This is a genomic window from Spirosoma lacussanchae (assembly GCF_005870035.1).
Taxonomy (GTDB): Bacteria; Bacteroidota; Bacteroidia; order Cytophagales; family Spirosomataceae; genus Spirosoma; species Spirosoma lacussanchae.
The window spans coordinates 2488968-2508810 of sequence record NZ_SWJG01000001.1 but is presented as its reverse complement, the minus strand read 5'-3'; the positions used below and the strand labels follow the sequence as shown (position 1 = coordinate 2508810).

General features: G+C 54.3%; 16 protein-coding genes. 9 read left to right on the top strand and 7 right to left on the bottom strand.

What is annotated here, in order from left to right; genetic code table 11:
- The 3 genes from FBR45_RS10375 to FBR45_RS10365 form a co-directional block, all read right to left on the bottom strand.
- Positions 1–267, bottom strand: a complete 267-nt coding sequence (locus FBR45_RS10375) for a hypothetical protein (protein ID WP_138501755.1) — start codon at positions 265–267, stop codon at positions 1–3.
- Positions 268–296: 29 nt separating this feature from the next.
- Positions 297–569 (bottom strand): hypothetical protein, encoded by a 273-nt coding sequence (locus FBR45_RS10370; RefSeq protein ID WP_138501753.1) that lies wholly within the window; start codon positions 567–569, stop codon positions 297–299.
- A gap of 156 nt (positions 570–725) precedes the next feature.
- Positions 726–983: a hypothetical protein gene (locus FBR45_RS10365; protein WP_138501751.1), complete on the bottom strand. Its 258-nt coding sequence runs from the start codon at positions 981–983 to the stop codon at positions 726–728.
- A gap of 123 nt (positions 984–1106) precedes the next feature.
- Here FBR45_RS10365 and FBR45_RS10360 point away from each other — a divergent pair, with 123 nt between their 5' ends.
- Both FBR45_RS10360 and FBR45_RS10355 read left to right on the top strand, forming a co-directional pair.
- Positions 1107–1670: a hypothetical protein gene (locus tag FBR45_RS10360; protein ID WP_138501749.1), complete on the top strand. Its 564-nt coding sequence runs from the start codon at positions 1107–1109 to the stop codon at positions 1668–1670.
- Positions 1671–2072: 402 nt separating this feature from the next.
- On the top strand, positions 2073–3581 hold the full coding sequence (locus tag FBR45_RS10355; RefSeq protein WP_138501747.1) for a glycine--tRNA ligase: 1509 nt from the start codon (positions 2073–2075) through the stop codon (positions 3579–3581).
- Positions 3582–3694: 113 nt separating this feature from the next.
- Here FBR45_RS10355 and FBR45_RS10350 read toward each other — a convergent pair whose 3' ends face one another.
- Together FBR45_RS10350 and FBR45_RS10345 are read right to left on the bottom strand one after the other, a co-directional pair.
- On the bottom strand, positions 3695–4093 hold the full coding sequence (locus tag FBR45_RS10350) for a LytR/AlgR family response regulator transcription factor (protein ID WP_077921007.1): 399 nt from the start codon (positions 4091–4093) through the stop codon (positions 3695–3697).
- 201 nt (positions 4094–4294) lie between these two features.
- Entirely contained in the window at positions 4295–8287 is a 3993-nt protein-coding gene (locus tag FBR45_RS10345) for a hybrid sensor histidine kinase/response regulator transcription factor (RefSeq protein WP_138501745.1), read from the bottom strand.
- Positions 8288–8444: 157 nt separating this feature from the next.
- Between FBR45_RS10345 and FBR45_RS10340 the strand changes: the two genes are divergently transcribed.
- The 5 genes from FBR45_RS10340 (at position 8445) to FBR45_RS10320 (ending at position 13302) form a co-directional block, all read left to right on the top strand.
- Positions 8445–8885 carry an SRPBCC family protein gene (locus tag FBR45_RS10340; RefSeq protein WP_138501743.1) on the top strand — a complete coding sequence of 147 codons (441 nt, stop codon included), beginning with the start codon at positions 8445–8447 and terminating at the stop codon, positions 8883–8885.
- Positions 8886–9068: 183 nt separating this feature from the next.
- A complete protein-coding gene (locus tag FBR45_RS10335; protein ID WP_077921004.1) occupies positions 9069–10313 on the top strand; it encodes a dicarboxylate/amino acid:cation symporter in 1245 nt (414 codons plus the stop codon).
- Between the two features lie 154 nt (positions 10314–10467).
- Positions 10468–10836 (top strand): RDD family protein, encoded by a 369-nt coding sequence (locus FBR45_RS10330; RefSeq protein ID WP_138501741.1) that lies wholly within the window; start codon positions 10468–10470, stop codon positions 10834–10836.
- Positions 10837–11002: 166 nt separating this feature from the next.
- Positions 11003–11914 (top strand): ABC transporter ATP-binding protein, encoded by a 912-nt coding sequence (locus FBR45_RS10325; RefSeq protein ID WP_138501739.1) that lies wholly within the window; start codon positions 11003–11005, stop codon positions 11912–11914.
- A gap of 56 nt (positions 11915–11970) precedes the next feature.
- The gene (locus FBR45_RS10320) at positions 11971–13302 is read left to right on the top strand and encodes an ABC transporter permease (RefSeq protein ID WP_138501737.1); all 1332 of its coding nucleotides are present in this window, start codon (positions 11971–11973) and stop codon (positions 13300–13302) included.
- Between the two features lie 80 nt (positions 13303–13382).
- Here FBR45_RS10320 and FBR45_RS10315 read toward each other — a convergent pair whose 3' ends face one another.
- Together FBR45_RS10315 and FBR45_RS10310 are read right to left on the bottom strand one after the other, a co-directional pair.
- Positions 13383–16331 carry a TolB-like translocation protein gene (locus FBR45_RS10315; protein ID WP_138501735.1) on the bottom strand — a complete coding sequence of 983 codons (2949 nt, stop codon included), beginning with the start codon at positions 16329–16331 and terminating at the stop codon, positions 13383–13385.
- 84 nt (positions 16332–16415) lie between these two features.
- Positions 16416–17846 carry an aldehyde dehydrogenase family protein gene (locus FBR45_RS10310; protein WP_138501733.1) on the bottom strand — a complete coding sequence of 477 codons (1431 nt, stop codon included), beginning with the start codon at positions 17844–17846 and terminating at the stop codon, positions 16416–16418.
- A 132-nt stretch (positions 17847–17978) separates the two neighbouring features.
- On the opposite strand from FBR45_RS10310, the gene FBR45_RS10305 reads away from it, so the two are divergent.
- Both FBR45_RS10305 and FBR45_RS10300 read left to right on the top strand, forming a co-directional pair.
- Complete coding sequence (locus FBR45_RS10305) at positions 17979–19148, top strand: helix-turn-helix domain-containing protein (protein WP_138501731.1); 1170 nt, start codon at positions 17979–17981, stop codon at positions 19146–19148.
- Between the two features lie 126 nt (positions 19149–19274).
- Positions 19275–19787: a pyridoxamine 5'-phosphate oxidase family protein gene (locus FBR45_RS10300; protein ID WP_138501729.1), complete on the top strand. Its 513-nt coding sequence runs from the start codon at positions 19275–19277 to the stop codon at positions 19785–19787.
- The last annotated feature ends 56 nt before the right edge of the window (positions 19788–19843 follow it).

Genomic DNA, 19843 nt, shown 5'->3' with positions numbered 1-19843 from the left:
TTAGGAGTATTTCCGGCGTACGTACTCAATGTTTTTTAGCACTTCCTCACGCGGATTCTCTTCGTCTACGCTCTGCTCTAAGTATTCTTCGGTATTGCAGAACGGGCAGGGCTCCTCTCCGCCAATGGTGAAATACCCATCGTCGTAGCTGTCCATATCCCACAGGTAGCCGTTGATGCACCGGGCGTCTGGGTACCTTGCGCCGAAGTATGGGAACTCCGGACAGCTATTCACTTGAGGTGTCGGGTTGACAGATTCCTGAGTCATGATTGCAGGGGGTTGGTGTTGGTGATTGATTAGCCGTTGATGAAATTCAGCCGCTCTTTGAAGTCTTCGAGCGTCTGGCCGGTCGGGTTAACGCATTCGATGGTAGGCATTGAGTAGCCTTTACGGGCAGCATACACGCGGGCAGCCTGAAACACCCCTACACCCAGCGACCGGGCTAAGTGGCGAATCCGGCGGTTGTGATTGATGGGGGTAGCAGGCATGAGCGGTGTGTTTTCACTGACGGCGGGGAAACGAAGCGTAGACAGGACACGGCGGGCGGCTTTGGCGTTTTTTGCAGACATGGTATTGGTTGGTGTTGGTTGCGATTGATTACATGACAAACTTAAGCAAATGGTAATGAATATGCAAGCAAATGGTAAAAAGAATTTATAGAGACACGAATACCACCTGCTTACGGAATCCCGTAAAATGCCTTGTTTATACTGGATAGGGGAGGATTAAGCGGCTAATTCAGCCAGATCGGCGTCGATTTCCTTTTGCGTTTGCTTACGTTTTGCTAAAACAGCCCGTACAGCGTCCCAAATTACATCGGTATGGCGAACGCCGTGAATAACCCGGTAAATGTGCCCATCTGAGTACGTATGGCCCGTTTTCTCTAGTTCTGCCTTTACTTCGGGCAAATACGGTCCTCCTTTAATTAGACCGCTTAATAGGTCAATCTGCTTGTCTGTGTACTTTCTTACTGGCTTTTTCATGTCAATTGCTTACATTTGTTTTACCATATGATTGCCTATACTCAATTAGATAGGTTGACGTAGGGCAAATCTAAGCAAGTGGTAATAAAATTGCAAGCAAACGGTAAAATATATAAAACGATTATGAAGACACAGAACATTAAGGAAGTCGTAGTCGATGAAGTAACGGCTGCGCTATGCGCGTTTCTGGAACGCAAAGGCGGTTATCAGACCGTTGCCCGTGAAATGGGGGTCAACCCGCAACACCTGTACTACGTGATCAGTGGGCGCAACAAGCCTACATTAAAAACTGTTATGAGTATCCTGAAATTCTACCCCCAGGAGAAAGTATTGCGTGAAGCGCTGAGCCTGCCCATGCCTGCCCCCGCACCGCCAGCCGATCAGGCTGAACCGTCTGCTGATGTCGCTACCCTGCTCCGGCAGCTGGAGCTGAAAGAAAAGGAGTTAGCCGAAGTGAAACAGCGCAACGAAGAACTGCAAAAAGAGGTGCTGGAAGCCAACCGGGAGTTCCGGCAACTGGCCATAAATTTTCCGGCGTCAAGTAGCCACGCCACCGAATACTTTATACCTGGCCGCGTAGAAGTACATGGGTTTCGTCCCAGCGCTTCGACACTGCCAGCCGGGCCGCTGGACATCCTGACTTCGTTGGGATTCAGCGAAACGGCTGCAGGCTGGATATTAGGGTAATCGGGCTACTTGTCAGGTACCTTATATATAGGTATCCGTGGTTAATGAGTACGAGTGAGGGTACTCAGCAAGTTGAAACAGTGAAGTACGTTGGTTTTCAGCCTGTTGTGATTAGTTTGGTTTTGTTGTGGGAAAAGCCGAAATAATCACGGACGAACGACAGGATGCGGGTGAGCATATCGATGATACGGGCAAATACAGACGTGCCTCAGACTGTCAGCCCGGCCGTTTGTCACTCAATAGCGGATATACGTAGCTAATCCTGGCTGCTGACTGTTGTCTGTACTGTCCCAGGCAGGGTAGGTAAGAGCCCCGCGCTGACGAGTGAGCACCTGTCAGTAGATCGTCATTTACGGGAGCAGGCGAAATAATTCGGCTGGTATTGTATTTTTGTCCCCACGTATGAATACTACTCCAGCCCGTACCGACGGACCACCAGCGACTTCGCTGCAAGACATCATCGCCCACGCCAAAGAATATGGCTTCGTATTTCCTTCGTCTGAGATTTACGACGGTCTGCAGGCCGTATATGACTATGGGCAGAACGGCGTTGAGCTGAAAAATAATCTGAAAACGCTGTGGTGGAAAGCCATGACCCAGCTCCACGATAACGTGGTGGGGATCGACGCGTCTATTTTCATGCACCCCCTGACCTGGAAAGCGTCGGGTCACGTTGATTCATTCAACGATCCGATGATCGATAACCGCGACTCTAAAAAGCGGTACCGGGCCGACCAGCTGCTGGAGCTTAAAGCTGAAGAATACGCCAACGCCGGTGATGACGCCCGCAGTACGGCGCTCCTGCAAGAGATGGGACGCCTGCTGGGCGAAAACGACCTGGAGGGCGTGCGTAATCTGATCATTGCTGAAGGCATCAAAGATCCTGTATCGGGTACCGACAACTGGACTGAGGTTCGGCAGTTTAACCTGATGTTCTCCACCCAGGTTGGCTCGCTGGCCGAAGACGCCAGCCTGATCTACCTGCGGCCCGAAACCGCGCAGGGCATCTTCGTTAATTTCCTGAATGTGCAGAAGACGGGTCGGATGAAGGTGCCGTTTGGTATCGCCCAGATCGGGAAAGCCTTCCGGAACGAGATCGTGGCCCGGCAGTTTACGTTCCGGATGCGCGAGTTTGAGCAGATGGAAATGCAGTTCTTCGTACGGCCAGGCACCGAAATGGACTGGTACGAACGCTGGCGGGATACCCGGATGAAGTTCCACCAAGCCATCGGGCTGCCGGCCGGGAAACTCAAATTTCACATCCATGAGAAGCTGGCCCACTATGCCAACGCAGCCGTGGACATTGAATATCAGTTTCCATTTGGTTTCCGCGAAATGGAAGGTATCCACTCCCGCACCGACTTTGACCTAAAGTCGCACCAGGAGCTGAGCCGCAAAAAGCAACAGTATTTCGATAACGATATCGATCCGGCAACCGGCAAACCCTACGGCAACTACATTCCGTACGTAGTTGAAACATCGGTCGGTGCCGACCGGCTGTTCCTGGCGGTATTCTGTAATGCCTTTACCAAAGAAACCGTTGGCGAAGGCGACGATCAGAAAGAGCGGACGTATCTCAAATTGCACCCGGCGCTGGCGCCTATTAAGGCAGCTGTGTTCCCGCTCGTTCGTAAAGATGGCCTGCCCGAGAAAGCCGAGCAGATCATGAAGTCGCTGCGTTCGGAGTTCCGGGTCGTTATGGAAGAGCGTGATGCTATTGGCAAGCGTTACACCCGTCAGGATCTGGTAGGAACTCCTTTCTGTATTGCGGTCGACTACCAGACGCTGGAAGATGATACCGTTACCATTCGCTACCGCGATACGACCGAGCAGATTCGGGTGCCAATCAGCGAGCTGAAAAGCCGAATCGGTCAGGAAGTGTCTATGGAACGTGTGCTGGAAAACATGTAGAGACTGACTACCGCTTCGTTCGTTACTGTTTATACGCAAAGAGCCCCGATCATGTTGATCGGGGCTCTTTGTCTGCAAGGCTGTTGGAGTAGAAGCGAAAAGCCAGAATATGATTAATTGAGATGTGGCATATTGTGGGCCAGCTGCCGACGAACGGTACCCCACCGGCGACGGGATACGGGCAATACTTCCCCCGTCGACAGGTGAACGAGCCCACCTGTTTCGGTACGTTCGAGCCGATCTACGTACCGTTTGTTAACGACGCAGTTGCGATGCAACCGGATGAAGAGCTCGGTAGGCAGTTTCGGCGAGTAATACTTTAACGTACGGGGCATCAGCATCCGACGTCCGTCTACCCAGTTCAGCCAGCTGTAATTAGCTACGGCCTGAAGGTATACTAAATCAGCTACAGAGAATGACTGACGACCGGTTTCGCGGAGGTACAGCTTTAGAGGAGGCCATTCAGAGGGCATGGTACGAACCGACGCTGAGGCAGACGAATAATAGGTCATGAGTATCTGGTAGAGAGGTTTTACAGATAGTTAGGATCACTACACAATACTAACTTCGATCTCGTCCAGGGACTTGCTGATTTGTAACACGCCCTATAAAATTTGTAACATGCCCCCAACTCAGCCTGTAAAGCCGATTGAATGGACCAAAATGGCTAATTTAAAGTGGGATTAATACAAAATGAGGAGACAAAACACCGCTTACACAACTTCCTGTCGATTCTTTTCTACAAAATCAGTTGGTGTCAGGTGATGGTGTTCTTTGAAAACTTTCGAGAAATAAGCGGGCGTGTCGAAACCAACCCGATCGGCTACTTCGGAAATGGACGCACCCGTCAGCAGTAGCTCGGCAGCCCGGTTGAGCCGCACCACACGGATCAGCTCATTGGGGGTAAAGCCCGTCAGCACTTTCAGTTTCCGGTTCAGGTGCATCCGGCTGATACCAATAGCCGAAGCCAGCGATTCGACCCCGAACGTAGAATCATCGAGCCGGCTTTCCAGTACGGTATAGACCCGGTTCATGAAGTCGTCTTCCGGGTCGGCGCTGGAGTTAGGCAGATGACCCTCGCGCAACAGCAGTTTGCGGTGGTGCTGGCGTAGTCGTTGCTGCTGGTCGAGCCGATTGCGGATGCGCCCCAGCAGTTCATTCACATCAAACGGTTTGGCTATGTAATCGTCTGCCCCCGCCGAAAACCCTTCTGTCCGACTTTCGACGGCTGTTTTGGCAGTTAACAGAATAACGGGAATATGGCTGGTGGCGGGGTTGGCTTTTACCTGGCGGCACAGTTCATACCCATTCAGTTGGGGCATCAGCACATCGCTGATGATCACATCGGGTGTGTCAGCCAGGGCGGCTTCAACCCCGGCCTGGCCGTTGCTAACCCGCTTCACGAGCCAGTGTTTGCTTAGGATGTCAGCCAGGTAACCGGCTATTTCGTCGTTATCTTCAACCAATAATAGCTGGTAAGTATGCGCATCGCTGGCAGGACTTCGACCAGCCTGGTCACCGGTCAGGACAGCATTAGTTGCCGGAGCAGGTGATGCGATTGTACGGGCGGGGAGACAGGGTAGCTCGACCACAAACGTGGTGCCCACCGATGGCTTGCTCGATACACTGACAGAGCCCTGCATGATCTCGACCAGTTCTTTAGTCAGCGCTAGGCCAATACCCGAGCCGGTCACCGATTGGTCGGAGGAGGGGCTGGCCTGATAGAACCGGTTAAATATGTAGGGAAGCTTGTCAGGATCGATGCCTTTACCGCTGTCGCTCACCGTGAGTCGAACCCGTTCGTAGGCTACCGTCGATGGTCCGGCTGGCTCCGACAGGCTGGGCGCGGGCTGGGCCAACTCGAGCAGGACCGAAATGGAGCCGCCGGAGTTCGTGAATTTGAAGGCGTTGGCCAGCAGGTTACTCAGGATTTTATCCAGTTTGTCGCTGTCGAACCAGTAGTGCGGTTGTGAAATGGTTGACTTGACCCGTAGGTTAACCCTTTTACGCTGGGCTTCTTCGTTAAAGACCGACACCGTTCGTTCGACAAACTCGGCCAGATCGCCCGGAACATTGGTAACGGTTAGGGTGCCGGCTTCCAGTTTAGCCAGATCCAGTAATTCGTTAATAAGCCGCAGAAGCCGGTTGGCACTCCGGTGTACCATGGCGAGCCGGTTGTGATGCTGCGGGTCCGTGATCTCTTCCAGAAGTTGATCTAACGGTGTTAGAATTAAAGTCAATGGCGTACGCAACTCGTGGGTAATGTTGGCAAAAAAGCGGGATTTGACTTCATCCAGCTGTTTGAGCTGCGCCGACTCCTGCTCCCGAAGTTCGATCCGGCTGCGGAGCTGAATCCGGTTGATGCGAACCCGCAGGAACAGCACGATGGCACCAATCAGCAGCAGGACATACCCGGTATAGGCCCACCAGGTTGCCCAGACGGGCGGATTAATAACGATCCTGACCTTCCGCGCATGCGGACTCCAGATGCCGGAGGTATTGGACGCGTTGACGACGAACGTATAGGTGCCGGGAGGGAGGTTGGTGTAGGTAGCGGAGGTCTGGTTACCGCTGTAAATCCAGTCTTTATCCAGCCCTGTCAACTTATAGCGGTACTGATTCTTACCACTCTTGTTGAACTGGAGGGCCGAAAAATCAAACGCCAGGAAGTTCTGGTCATGGTTGAGGTCAATATCCGTGGTCTGGTCGATGTCCTGCGCGAGCGGGGAGCCGGGTGTTGTAGCCCGCACGGGCTGGTTGTTGATCCGAAGGGCAGTTAGGGCAACCTGCGGTTTGTAGGCATCGTCGGTTACCTGGCCGGGTTCAAAGACGGTATACCCACCAATGCCGCCAAAGATTAGCCGCCCGTCGGGCAGGGCAACGTCGTGATACCGGTTAAACTCCTCGCTGGGCAAACCATCGTCGGTGGTGTAATTGCGGACCTCAAATGTGCGACTGTCAAATCGGCAAAGCCCCCGGTTTGTGCTGAGCCAGAGATGACCCTGTCCATCGGGACGAATGGCATAGATCACATTGTTGGGTAAGCTCTGCCCCACGCCAAAGCGCCGTATCTGCCCCGTGAGCTTATCGAGTCGACAAAGACCGCTACCGAACGTGCCGATCCATAAATGATTATACTGCGCCGGGTCCTGCGCCAGACACAGCAGCGCGTTGTTGGGAATTGACTGGTTATCCGATGCCTGAGCGTACCAGCGTACCAGTCGCTGGGTCGATAAATCAGCGCGCAGCAAGCCATGACTTTGCGTCGCCAGATAGATCCGGCCACCGTCTACCAGCATACCCATGATGGTATAGGGATTGTTGGCAGGGAGGGGAAGTGGGAAGGCGGTGAATGTGCAAAGGGTGGGATTATACCGGACAACGGCCCGGTTGTCGGGCCCCAGCAACCCCCATATTTCACCCGACGGCCCCGTAGCCAGCGCGGTCATGCGAAACGACCCACCCGGTAACCAGCGGGCTTCGATACCCGTTGGGGGCACCGCTTCGAAGGACTTCTGACTGGCGTTGTAGCGGTATAAAGGGGTTACGGCACTGCTGAGCCATAGGTTTTTCTGCCTATCGAACTGGTACCTAAGCGCATCGGGCCGCTGCTGCCGGATCAGGGGAGGGATCGAGCTGAGCGGAATACCCGCCTGCTGGGTCATCCAGTCAGTCGAGAACGAGCTGGTGTAGGGCCAGGCCGTAAACGGACGTTTGTTCAGATCGTATTTGATGACCCCGTCGCCGTCGAGCCCGATCCAGAGCACATTGGACCGGTCGACCAGCATAGACAGGGCCGAGAAACGGCTAAGCTTTGCATCGGCGGGTAAGGGCTGTAGACCGGTCTCATCCGTGTAGCGGTGCTGGTTGATGTAGTCGATTCCCCGTGTGTCGCTGGCGTATAGCGGGATCTGGTTCGGCGATCCTGGAAGAGATAACGTCTTCGTAGCCCGCCCAGCGGCAGGGTCGAAAAAGACGGCTTTGCCCGGAAAGCCCAGAACAAAGGTACCGCCCCGGCGTTCGTAGAGGCTGAACACATCGTTCTGGGGTAAACCCTGAGCTATACGATAGGCGACAAACTGCTTCGATTGCGGGGTATAGCGAAAGAGTCCGAGGTTGGTACCCAGCCAGAGATTCCCACCTTTGTCGAGGAGCAGCGACCGAATCAACGGCTGGGGCTCGTGGCTGGCCGCCCAGTGATGATGCGACACCGACCCGTTTGCATTCAGCCGGAAAAAGCCGTTTGTTTGCGTAGTGACCCAGACATTGCCAGACGGGTCGGGCCAGATGCCCGTAAGTTGGTGGCGACCCAGGACTTGCCGAAAGGCGGGGGAGTTGGACGGGTGATTCGTTTTTTCGGTTACGGGGTCGAAACAGTCGATATGGTTATTCTCCGTACGGATCCAGATTCGGCCGGCTTTATCTTCCCGCAGGCCGGTCAGGCTGCTGAAAGCGAGTGACCCCGGCTGCTGGGGATCATGGTTATAGACCTGAAACCGGGTGCCATCGTAGCGGCAGAGACCATCGCGCGTTGCCAGCCAGATAAAGCCACGCTGATCCTGAAGCATGGCGCTTATGAAACCCTGGGGCAGGCCATTCCGTACGGTCAGGTACTCCGAAACCGGACCGGTAGCCTTGGACGGGGTAGCTTGAGTCAGCAATCCGACAACGACTAACCTGACAAACCACCACTCGAACCGATGCATAAACCGATTGTAAAGTTGCTTAGGTCGACCTGGAAATGGCCGATTCTGACTGGTCAAATTGGCTAAAATCGGCGTCTTTATCAATTTTACGGTAGTAAGATTTATTAAGCGGTATAGAAAACTCATCGGATATAGAGTCTTTGATACGTAGCAGTACATGCACATCGTTCTCGAAACCGTAGTACAGGCGGCCCTCCCCGACGTCTGGTCTGGGTTTGATCGCAAGTTGTTCGATCAGCTCAGTCCGCCTTTTCCACCCGTTGAGGTCGTTCGTTTCGATGGTTGTTTACGGGGAGACGTCGTTCTCCTGCGGTTGAATTTTCTGGTGTTTCGTCAGGACTGGGAAAGCCTGATCACCGATCAGCAAACCACAGCTGATGAAATCTACTTCGTCGACGAAGGGGTGCGTCTGCCGTTTTTCCTGCGGTACTGGCGACATCGGCACCGACTGGTCAGACACGAGTCGGGCGGAACCGTCGTTATCGACGATATTACGTTCAGAACCCCGTTTTGGCTCTTTGATTACCTGATGTATCCGCTCCTATGGACGCAGTTTGCGTACCGAAAACCAATCTACAAACGGGTTTTTAAGGCCTGAACGATTACCGACCTAGCCGCCTGCCCGGGCTGACAGATCGGCATCCGTAAGCGGGTAAGATCTCGGGCTGCCCACGCTCTGGATAGCCTTCTGAGCGCTCTGGCTCTACTTCTGTGCGGCTCCGGTTTTCTCAACTGCTCCGATTGCGTTACTTTTGTTCATACTGGCTTTCAACCTGACTGCATGAAACTCCCTAACTTGACTACGCGTATCTTTCTGGGCATGGTGCTCGGTATCCTGATTGGATACTTGTTTCCAGCAACTGACTCTGGATTTTCGGGAACGGACCTGAATATACTTTCCAAAATTTTTCTTCGGCTGATCAAGATGATCATTGGGCCGCTGGTATTTGCCACCCTGGTCGTGGGTATCGCCAAACTGGGCGACTTTGGTACCGTTGGTCGGATCGGGCTCAAGACGCTGGCTTATTTTTATTTCGCTACCATTCTGTCGCTGGTGGTTGGTTTGCTGGTAGTAAACATCCTGAAACCGGGCGAGGTAATGAGCCTGCCCCTGCCTCCCAAGGGAACTGATACGGGTGTTGAAGTGCCCAAGATGACCTTCGAGAACTTCATTACCCATATCGTACCGACAAGTTTTATCGATGCCATGGCCACCAACGAAATACTACAGATCGTGGTCTTCAGCATTTTCTTCGGGATCGCAGTTGGGTCCATTGGGGCGCAGGGAAAAATCGTGATTAAAGCCCTCGACGCTTTGTCGCATGTCATGTTTAAAGTGACAGGGTACGTGATGTCATTTGCGCCCTTTGGGGTGCTGGGTGCTATTGCAGCCGTGGTAGCCCAGCAGGGGCTCGGTATTCTGGCGGGCTATGCCTACCTGATTCTTTGCTTCTTTGGGGGGCTGCTCTTTTTCGTTTTTGTCGTTTTGTGGGTAATCTGTCTGGTCGTGCGGATTCCCTATCTGGCGTTGCTGGCCGAAATCAAGAATGCGATCATCCTGTCGTTCAGTACCGCCAGTTCGGAGGCTTCGTTTCCGCAGACCATCGAGGCTTTACGGCGGTTTGGCTGCTCAGAACGGATCATCTCGTTCGTGCTACCCCTGGGATATTCGTTCAACCTCGATGGGTCAATGCTCTACATGACCTTTGCGACGGCTTTTATAGCCCAGGCTTATGGCGTACCGCTAAGCATTGAACAGCAGATTACGATGATGCTGACGCTGATGATCACGTCTAAGGGAATTGCTGGGGTACCACGGGCGTCGCTGGTCGTTATTGCCGGCACCATGTCCCTGTTCAATTTACCCATCGAAGGGCTGGCTCTGCTGCTGGGTATCGACCAGGTTCTGGATATGGGGCGCAGCGCCACGAGCGTGGCCGGTAACGCGGTCGCTACCTGTGTAGTCTCTAAATGGGAAGGTGAATTCCGCACTCATCCTATTGATTCTGAAGAGATTACCGCTTAGTAAAGATTGCGGCCGTAGCTGAACAGAAATGCAGAACGTTTCCGGAGATTTTGTAGGTTAGGTGAGATTTTTTTACAAACCGTTTTACCTAAACCCGTATCCTGTGTAATCGTCCTTCACCTCGCTCAGCACCCAGGTCAAAGCCAGTGCCGGTGTGCGTTTTATTGCGTATCTTATCGATGTCGTCGTGGCTTATGTGCCACTACTGATCCTGGGCGTCATCAGTTACAGGCTTTCCTTCATCGGCATGATTTTCGCCCTGGGCTATTTCCTCGTTAAAGACGCCCTGCCCGAAGTGGGCGGTTTCCTGGGTGGCCAAAGCATCGGGAAAAAGCTGATGGGCATCAAAGCGGTCCGAGAAGACACCGGTGCCGGTCTGCTGGGTGATTACGGCACCGCCATCACCCGACAGGTGTCGCTCATGATCCCGGTTTTTAACGTCATTGACGCCCTGATGGTACTAGGCGATGAGAAAAAACGCTTTGGCGACAAATGGGCCAAAACGATTGTTGTTAAGGCCTGACCAGCTGTATTCTTTATAAAAAAACCACAGTCCCGACCGGGGCTGTGGTTTTTTTATACCGTCTATATACCGCAATGGCAGTTCATCCGTAAATTGGTTGTTGATTCAGTGTAGGCCCCGTTCATTTGTCGGATCGTTAGATAACCTAAACGTTATACCAAACTCTGTGAATATTCTCGAAACCCACCACATCGTCAAGCAGTATGCCGAGCATCGGGCGCTGGACGATGTCAGCCTCCACGTACCCAAAGGCAGTATTTTTGGGCTGCTGGGCCCCAATGGAGCCGGTAAAACCTCGCTGATCCGTATAATTAATCAGATCACCGCTCCCGACTCGGGGGAGGTCATTCTGGATGGTGAGCGGCTCAAGCCGGATCACATCAAACGTATTGGCTACTTGCCCGAAGAACGCGGCCTTTACAAAAAAATGAAGGTTGGTGAGCAATTGCTTTACCTGGCTCAGTTGAAAGGGCTGACCGAGAAAGAAGCGATGGAAAAGCTCAAAATCTGGTTCGTGAAGTTCGATATCAAGACCTGGTGGACCAAACAGGTAGAAGATTTGTCGAAGGGTATGCAGCAGAAGGTGCAGTTCGTGGCCACGGTCATGCACGAGCCCGATCTGATTATTCTAGACGAGCCGTTTTCCGGCTTTGACCCCATCAATGCCAATCTGATCAAGGACGAAATTCTCGAACTGCGCGACAAAGGGAAAACCATCATCTTCTCGACCCACCGCATGGAATCGGTTGAAGAACTCTGTGATCATATTGCGCTCATCAACCGATCGCATAAAGTGCTCGATGGGCCTAAGCGAGCCATCAAGGAACAGTTCAAAACCCATACCTACCATGTCGAGTACCAGGGAACGCTTGACGACCTGCCGCCTGCCTTCGAAGTACTGACTACCACCGCTACTGACGACAACTTTCAGCGAACGGATATTCGGATTCCGCCCGACGCTGCCGTCAACGAACTGATCCGTCACCTGCTCGATCGGGTGGCTGTTCGGTCTTTTGGCGAGAATATTCCCAGCATGAACGATATCTTCATCCAGGCCGTCGGCGAAACCACTGATTAATACCGGCCCGCGCTGCCGGATCGTGTACCGTCTAAGGCCATTCACCTGTCAAGTCCATGCATACAATTTTCCTGATTATCAAACGCGAATACCTGGTCAGGGTGCGTAAACGGTCGTTCGTAATCATGACCATCCTGGGGCCATTGCTGATCTTTGCCTTCTATGCCATCATTGGCTGGGCGGCCGTCAGCTCCATCGACCAGAAAAAAGTAGCCGTCGTTGACGAAAGCGGCCGGTTCACCAACCAGTTCAAAAATGATGACGAAACGACTTACTCGTACGAAAAACAGTCGTTGAGCGTCGCCAAGAAATCGTTTGTCAAGCAAGGGTACGATGCGCTGGTGTTTATCCCCAAAGATGTCATCGAGAGGCCAAAAACCGTACAGATTTTTGCGCAGAAGAGCGTCAGCCTTGATCTGCAGAACAATATCGAACGCGCAATTGGCAAAGAGATTGAAACCATCAAACTGAGCGAAGCCGGCATTACCCAGAAGGTGATCGAAGACGCTAAAGTCAACGTCGATGCGCAGACGATCAACCTGAGCGATGCGGGTGAGAAGAACAGCAACGCCATTGCCACCACCATTATCGGGTATTTCTGTGCTTTCCTGATTTACATATCGGTATTTATCTACGGCACTCAGGTTATGCGGGGCGTCATGGAAGAAAAAACCAACCGGATTGTTGAGGTGATTATCTCATCCGTTAAGCCTTTTCAGCTGATGCTTGGTAAAATCATCGGCGTGGCCCTGGTTGGTCTGACCCAGTTCCTGCTCTGGATCACCCTTACCATTGGCCTGTTTACCATTGGCGGAACCATTATGGGCGATAAGGTGGACCGGGGGCGGCAGGCCATGCAAACATCCGGAGCCGCCGGGGCCATGGCTCAGGGTCCGGCTTCAGCTGAGGTGAAAAAGACGCAGGAGAGCGCCGTTACCAGCGTGATGCGTGCCATCGATACGCTCAATATTCCGCTGATCGTAGCCTGTTTCCTGTTCTACTTCCTGGGCGGCTACCTCATTTACAGTGCCTTATTTGGGGCCATTGGCGCGGCAGTCGATAACGAGACAGAAACCCAGCAGTTTATGTTTCCGATTACCCTGCCCATCATTGGCGCCATTGCGGTAGCTCAGTTCGTGATTCGTGATCCTGATGGACCGCTGGCCTTCTGGACGTCAATTTTTCCGCTGACCTCGCCCGTGGTTATGATGGTACGGGTACCATTTGGGGTGCCGGGCTGGGAACTGGCCCTGTCTATGGTGTTGCTGATCCTGGGCTTTATGGGTACCACCTGGCTGGCTGCCCGCATCTACCGGGTAGGTATTCTGATGTATGGCAAAAAAGTGTCGTACAAAGAACTGTCGAAATGGGTGTTTTATAAGGGCTAAGTCCAATAGAACGAAAGAAGCCCGCTGACCACAGGTTACAACCTGTGGTCAGCGGGCTTCTTTCGTTCAGGGGAGCCGGGTCAGAAGCCGATGTCAACTACCAGGGGCTGAACGAGCCATTGACCGGTAGTCAGGTTGTAAACGCCACGGGCGCCCACCTCAAAAGGAGTGCGCAGGCGCAGGGCGTTTACGATGAACGATACGTCGACGCCCGCGGTCTGGTATTGATTGGTTCGGGTCTGGTAGCCGCGCAACTGCCCTGTGGCCGTTCGAACCTCAAGTCGGCTTTGCCCCTGGGCGGCATCCAGAAAACCGGCAGCTTTGATCCGCTGTACATACAGCCATCGCCCCAGCGACCAGTGCGTATCCGCAATGGGCAGTCGGTATTCAGCGCTTCCGGCCAGGATCTGATCATCGCTGACGTAGGCCTGACCGCGTGGGTAAAATACGACCGGTGCAAACCGGTACGTACCCCGCGACTGTTGCTGAAAACCGCCCCGCAACCGTAACGAATGGTGTTTGCCGAGGCCCGGCACGAATAAATTTCCCTGAATGCCCCATTGCTCGGCCTGTAGTCGACCCCCGAAGGGCGTGTGTCGGTAAGTGGCCGAAAGTGTCTGTCCCCAGCGCGGAGCTACATCGCGCTTACTTTGCCGCAACAGCCGACTGTAGCTCACCGCGTAGCTGAGCGCATTCAGGGAACCCGCCCCGCCTACTTCGGTAATGCTGCGGAAAGGGAGGTCATAATCGGTAACGGCCAGGTAGTTGTAATAGGCAGATAACGAAGCGGCCTGGCTGTATTTGGACTGGGTGAACTGAAGGGGAAGCCGAAACCCGGCCGTGAGTTGGTTGTACTGCCACCGATCCGAGCGCAGACTGTCGACCGGAGCGGCCCTGTCAATGTACAGCGAGGTGTTGCGGTTACCCCGCTGAAAGCTGACATCGATGATCGGGTAGAGTCCCTGGTAGCTAAGCAGCGCATACGCATTGCCGACGCGTTCTGCCTGGTTATAGGTATAGCCAACGCTAACCTGGGTGGTGCTGAGCAAATCCTGCGAGCTTAACCCTACGTTTAGCGCCTGACCGGTGCTGCTCGCGATTGGTCCCCAGCTGTAGATGTTGAGCGCGTGGGCCAGCCGCCGGAAGCGGGTGGGCGTATAAACCTGGGTAGGGGCCAGTGAGTCGTTGAGAATCTGCCGGCCCAGGGCAGCACCGGGTTCGAGCTGGGGCAGGGCACCAAAATACCGCACCAGCTCGGCCGGATTGCCAGCCGGGGCGGAGGGCGACAGCGCGGTCCAGCGGGAAGGAGCCAGGGGCATGTCAACAATTCGGTACCCATCGGCCGTAAATTCTTCGACGGCTAGTTTACCCCCTGAAGGAGATACTGCCGCATGATAAGCTGCCAGAGGTCGGGACGTAACCTGGAAAACCTGCTTCGTCCTGGTGTTGACCGCATACACGTTGTCGATTCCTGACCGGGGCGAGTTATAAAAAACATAATCGGACCACGGTTGCGGATGGCTGATGTTTTCCCGGGCGCCCGGTAGCAAGTCCGTACTGAGTCCCGTTCGGGTATCAATTGTTTGTAACGTCTTAAAGCCGTTTTTCAATTTTACCGTTACGATGGTTTGATTATCGGCAGCCCAGCGGGGATGCAGATAGAAAGCATCGTCGGGGTTGGAGATGGTGGCCAGCCGCCGTCCGGTTTGCGCGTCGAGCATATGCAGGCGGGTTTTATAGGTCTCCGTATTCTCGACAACGACGAGTTTCTGGTTATCGGGCGACAAGGCCACGGCGGTGTAGCGGGTGCGGTGGGTCAGGCGGGTGAGCTGGCGGGAGGCCAGGTCGAGGAGCCGGATATTCGAATAAACGCGCTGGCCCCAGCGGGGATCATAGCCGTATTCGATCCAGCAGACCCGCTCGGCCGTAGCTGACAGCATGGCCGGATCGTTTGGGAAGCCCTGTACATGAACCAGCTGTTCGGGGCCGTTTTTGCTGAGCAAAACCAGCCGGGGGGTATCGCCAAGGCCGCTTTTGACGGCAATAACCGATGAATCGGTAATGAACTGCGGATACCGATAGCTGGTAAAAACGGGTCGATCCTGCCCTGCTTTTTCAGGTGGCGCGATGGCGTAGGGCGAAACGGGGGAGAGGGTCAGGTTTTTCTGCTGGGTGCGCCAGGTTTCGGTCAGGTCGTCCATCGTTTTCTGATACAGATCATCCACGCGCAAACCGGTCTGGTCTTTCACGCTGGCCGAAAACGCAAAAGGCCAGGGTATTCGGCGGTAGTTTCGGTTGAGGATGCTGCTCCAGGCTTCGGGGCCGTTTGCCCGTTTGAGGTAGGTCGTCAGAAAATAACCCAGTACATAATGGTTCGGCACGTTATCCCGGAATGAGCCACTTACAGCTTTAGCGTAGGGAAACTGTCGCCCGGCCAGCAGGTTAGCCCGCATACCCAGGTCGAAGTTGGGAATCCGGCCCCGACCGCCGGTACTCAGCAGCGTTTCGGTACTGACAGCGTCGCCCTCGGCAAACCAGTCCGGAACGGTCAGGTAAGGCACCGACAGCCCCGCATTGCCGAACAGCGTAAACAACACCCGCCCATAGTGCTGAAGGGCTTTTTCCGCCTGAACAACGTGCCGGTATTCGTGTACTGACAGCAGGTCTAGCCAGTCGAGGGTACCCAGCAGCCCAGGGTCCTGGGGGGGCGAGGCAAAGAATTCCGACCGTCGGGGGAGCAGCGTTACAAACCCGTTGCTGACAGTCGTTTGATTTTGCAGCAGCACCGACACCCGCCGGGGGCGCCGGTTCAGTGACGCGCTGACCGGTTCGTACAACTGCTCGAGCCGCTGGGCCGTTCGTTGGGCGGTGGTGTCGAAGCCGGCGGGGTATAAAACCCGAAAATGCGGTGTAGAGAGTCGATACCAGCGTAGCGAGGTCGGGTTCTGATCAAGGATCGGCAGCGTTTGGGAAGCGGCCGGAAAACAGAATAGCAGGCTAAGCCCTGCGAGCAGACGAAGTCGTACCATAGAATGTCAATGATACGAAGTTTTTGGCTAAACAAAACGCCCTATACACGACGTACTGAGCGGTTTGTTTAGCCAAACGGGTAGTTAAGAGAATTTCACCGCCCAGTTGATGAGTTTCTTCACCCGGTCGGTATAGGGCGGGAAGATGAACTTCATGGTGCCGAAGTCACGCTGCATAACCCCGCGCTGATTCGAGAATTCCTGAAAGCTGAAGAACCCGTTCGACTTGCCCAGCCCACTGTTGTTTACCCCGCCAAACGGCAGCTCGACATTGCCGAACTGAAGGAGTGTATCGTTAACAACGGTGTCGCCGGCTGAGGTGCGGTCCAGAATGTATTGGGTATGTTCTCGGTTGCGGCTATGTATATACAGCGCCAGAGGTTTATCCCGCTGGTTAACCCGGCTCAGGGCATCATCGAGGGTGCGGTAGGTCAGGACCGGCAGCACAGGACCGAAAATTTCTTCCTGCATTACCCGCATACTGTCGGTGACCTGCTCGAGTACGGTTGGCTCGATGAAGTTTTCGGCTTCGTTCATCCGGCCGCCAATGCTGACGGTAGCCCCCTGCTGAACAGCCTCGTCGACCAGGGACCGAATCCGCTGAAAATGCTGTCGATTAACAATGCGAGCGTAGCTGGCCGAGGCTTCGACGGGTTGACCGTCCGGGCTGTACATGTGTTTCAGACAGTTGCGCATGGCTTCCAGAAAAGGTTCGCGGATCGACTCGTGCACCAGCACATAGTCGGGAGCGATACAGGTCTGGCCGTTGTTCAGGCATTTGCCCCAGGTTAACTGCTCAGCCGCCTGCCGGACATTGGCTGAGTCATCAACAATAGCGGGCGACTTCCCGCCCAGTTCAAGCGTTACCGACGCCAGGTGCCTGGCCGCAGCCGTCATCACGATTCGTCCTACTGCCGGACTGCCGGTAAAAAAGATATGGTTGAAAGGCAAGTCGAGCAACGCCTTCGACACATCGGCATCTCCTTCGAACACGGCTACTTCATCAATTGGAAACAACTCCCGAACCATGCGGCTGATCAACGCTGCCGTATGGGGGGTCATTTCGGAGGGCTTCAGCATGCATACGTTCCCCGCGGCAATGGCCGAAACCAGCGGTTTGGCTATCAGCGCAAACGGGTAGTTCCAGGGCGCTATGATCAGCACGTTCCCCTTGGGTTCGTGCCGAATATGACTTTTAGTCCCGATTAGACTGAGGGGCGTAGGAAGCCGCTGGGGGCGCATCCATCGTTTCAGGTTTTTGATGATGTGCTTGATTTCCGCATTGACCGACATCAGCTCCCCCAGCGCTACCTCCGCGCTGGGCTTCCTGAAATCGTTGTACATCGCGGTTTCGAGTTCCGGCTGATGGCTCAGCATCCAGTCCTGAACCCGTTTGATCCGTTCGATCCGTTCCTGGGAGGTGGTCAGTGCCATCTGGGGCGCAAACCGGCGTTGCCGATCAAAAACTGAGGCTAACTCATCTCGCAGGTCGGTGGTGGCTTGTAACGGTTGCATAGGCAGGTTAAGTCGTGTTGATTAGAGTCAAACGAATAGGGTAAAAGTACAAAAATTTCCGGCAATGTATCGGCTTTAGCATTTCAAACGGGAATCGTCTATCTTAGCAACACGTTAGTAAACCCGAACCGAATGACACTTGTCAGCGAAAACATTCGTTATCTGCGCAAACTGAATGGTCTGACGCAGGAACAATTCTCCCGAAAAATAAATATAAAACGCTCTTTGTTAGGGGCTTATGAGGAGGGTCGCGCTAACCCAAACCAACAGAATATTCAGGCCATTGCCCGGGCGTTTAATACAACCGTTGAATTGCTGACCCGGCAGGACCTGCGCAAACTCCGCGAAACGCCGAACCTTAGCATCCCGCTCGGGCAACCCGCCCGACCCGCCGACGTCCGCATCCGGACCGACAATATCCGGTCAGATGGCAAGATCAACCCGGCCGAGGATGACCCGTTCGAGCATCCGGATTTTCCGGATATCTTCGCCGATACATCGCGCCCCGTACCACCGGAACCGCAGCCGCTCTCGGCCGTTCTGAACAAATACTACCGGCCCGAAGAGCAGCCCCAGCCAGTTTCCAGACCGGCACCCGTTCCGCCAGTCATTACCCCGCCGGTCCGGCCCGACCAGGTAGCCGCTGAGCGGCCGGCACCGGTCGCCTATCAGCCTGCTCCGCCCGCGTCGCCGGTAGACCGTTTATTTGGGCAGACCCCGCCCGCTCCGCCCTTCAGACCCGTAGAGCATCGCTCCGTTGACGTGCTTACCTTCAACAATGTGTATGAGGGTCCCGGAGCGGCCAGCCCGGCCAGTGTACCTGCTCAGGCTGTTGCCCCAACTATAGCGGTGGTCATGCAGGCGCGATACGCGGAGTACAATCAACGCTATCAGCAGCCTGATTTTTTACGGCAGCTACCGGCCATGCACCTCCCAACGTTACCCGAAGGGCACTACCGCGCCTTTGAAGCGGGCGATGATTTTGCTTTTCCAGGTGCGTTACTGGTTGGTCAGTTTGTACGAAACTGGTTCGACATCGCCGACGGAAAACTGTACATTCTCCTGACCAGCCGCGACGGAATCAGTAGCCGGCGAGTCTATAACCAGGTAAAGGCTAAGGGAACGCTATTGCTAACGGCCGATCGGGCTGACATTCCCAACCGCGAAATTGCCCTGAAAGAGGTGCTGGAGGTCTGGGAAATTCAGGCTTTTGTCAGCCAGCAGCTACCACCGCCCCGGGCCGACTCGACCCGCCTGCGCCAGCTGGCCGATGAACTTCGGTTCGAGATTGACCGGCTTTAAAATCCGTTCTGGGTGCGTTGCCGATGATCAAAAGTCCGCTGGCTCGACTTTCTGCTTTACCTGTGTCTGAATAAAACTCTATTTGATAAGTAGGGTTGTGACTGTGTACAATCAATCACAACCCTTATGCAGGCGCAACAGACACTGAATGCCATGGAGCTGGATAAGCTCAAAGACCGGATTAAGGATATCCGGATTGCTATGCTGACCACGCTGGAGTCGGATGGCGATTTTCACACTCGCCCCATGGCCACCCACGAGATCGACGAGGATGGCAGCCTATGGTTTTTTACCTATGACAACTCGACGAAGGTTGCCGAAATTCAGCAGGACCAGCGCGTCAGCGTTGCTTTTTCGGATCCCGGCAGCGAGGTGTACGTCACAACAACCGGGCGGGCCGACGTAGTCAAGGACCGGGCAAAAATCGAACAGCTTTGGAGCGACTTCCTGAAAACCTGGTTTCCTAATGGGAAAGAAGACCCGCACATTGCCCTGCTGAAAGTTACGATCCACGGGGGGGAATACTGGGACCGACCCGGTGGCAAAATGGTCAAGCTGTTCGAAATGGCCAAGGGCGCTTTGACCGGCGACGCCGACAAGACCGGCCGGAACGAGAAGTTTGGCGACGTGCCGAAATAAATTGTCAGGTGTTTTGCGGTCTAAAACCCGATGTCGGGCGGTTTTTTGACGTAGAA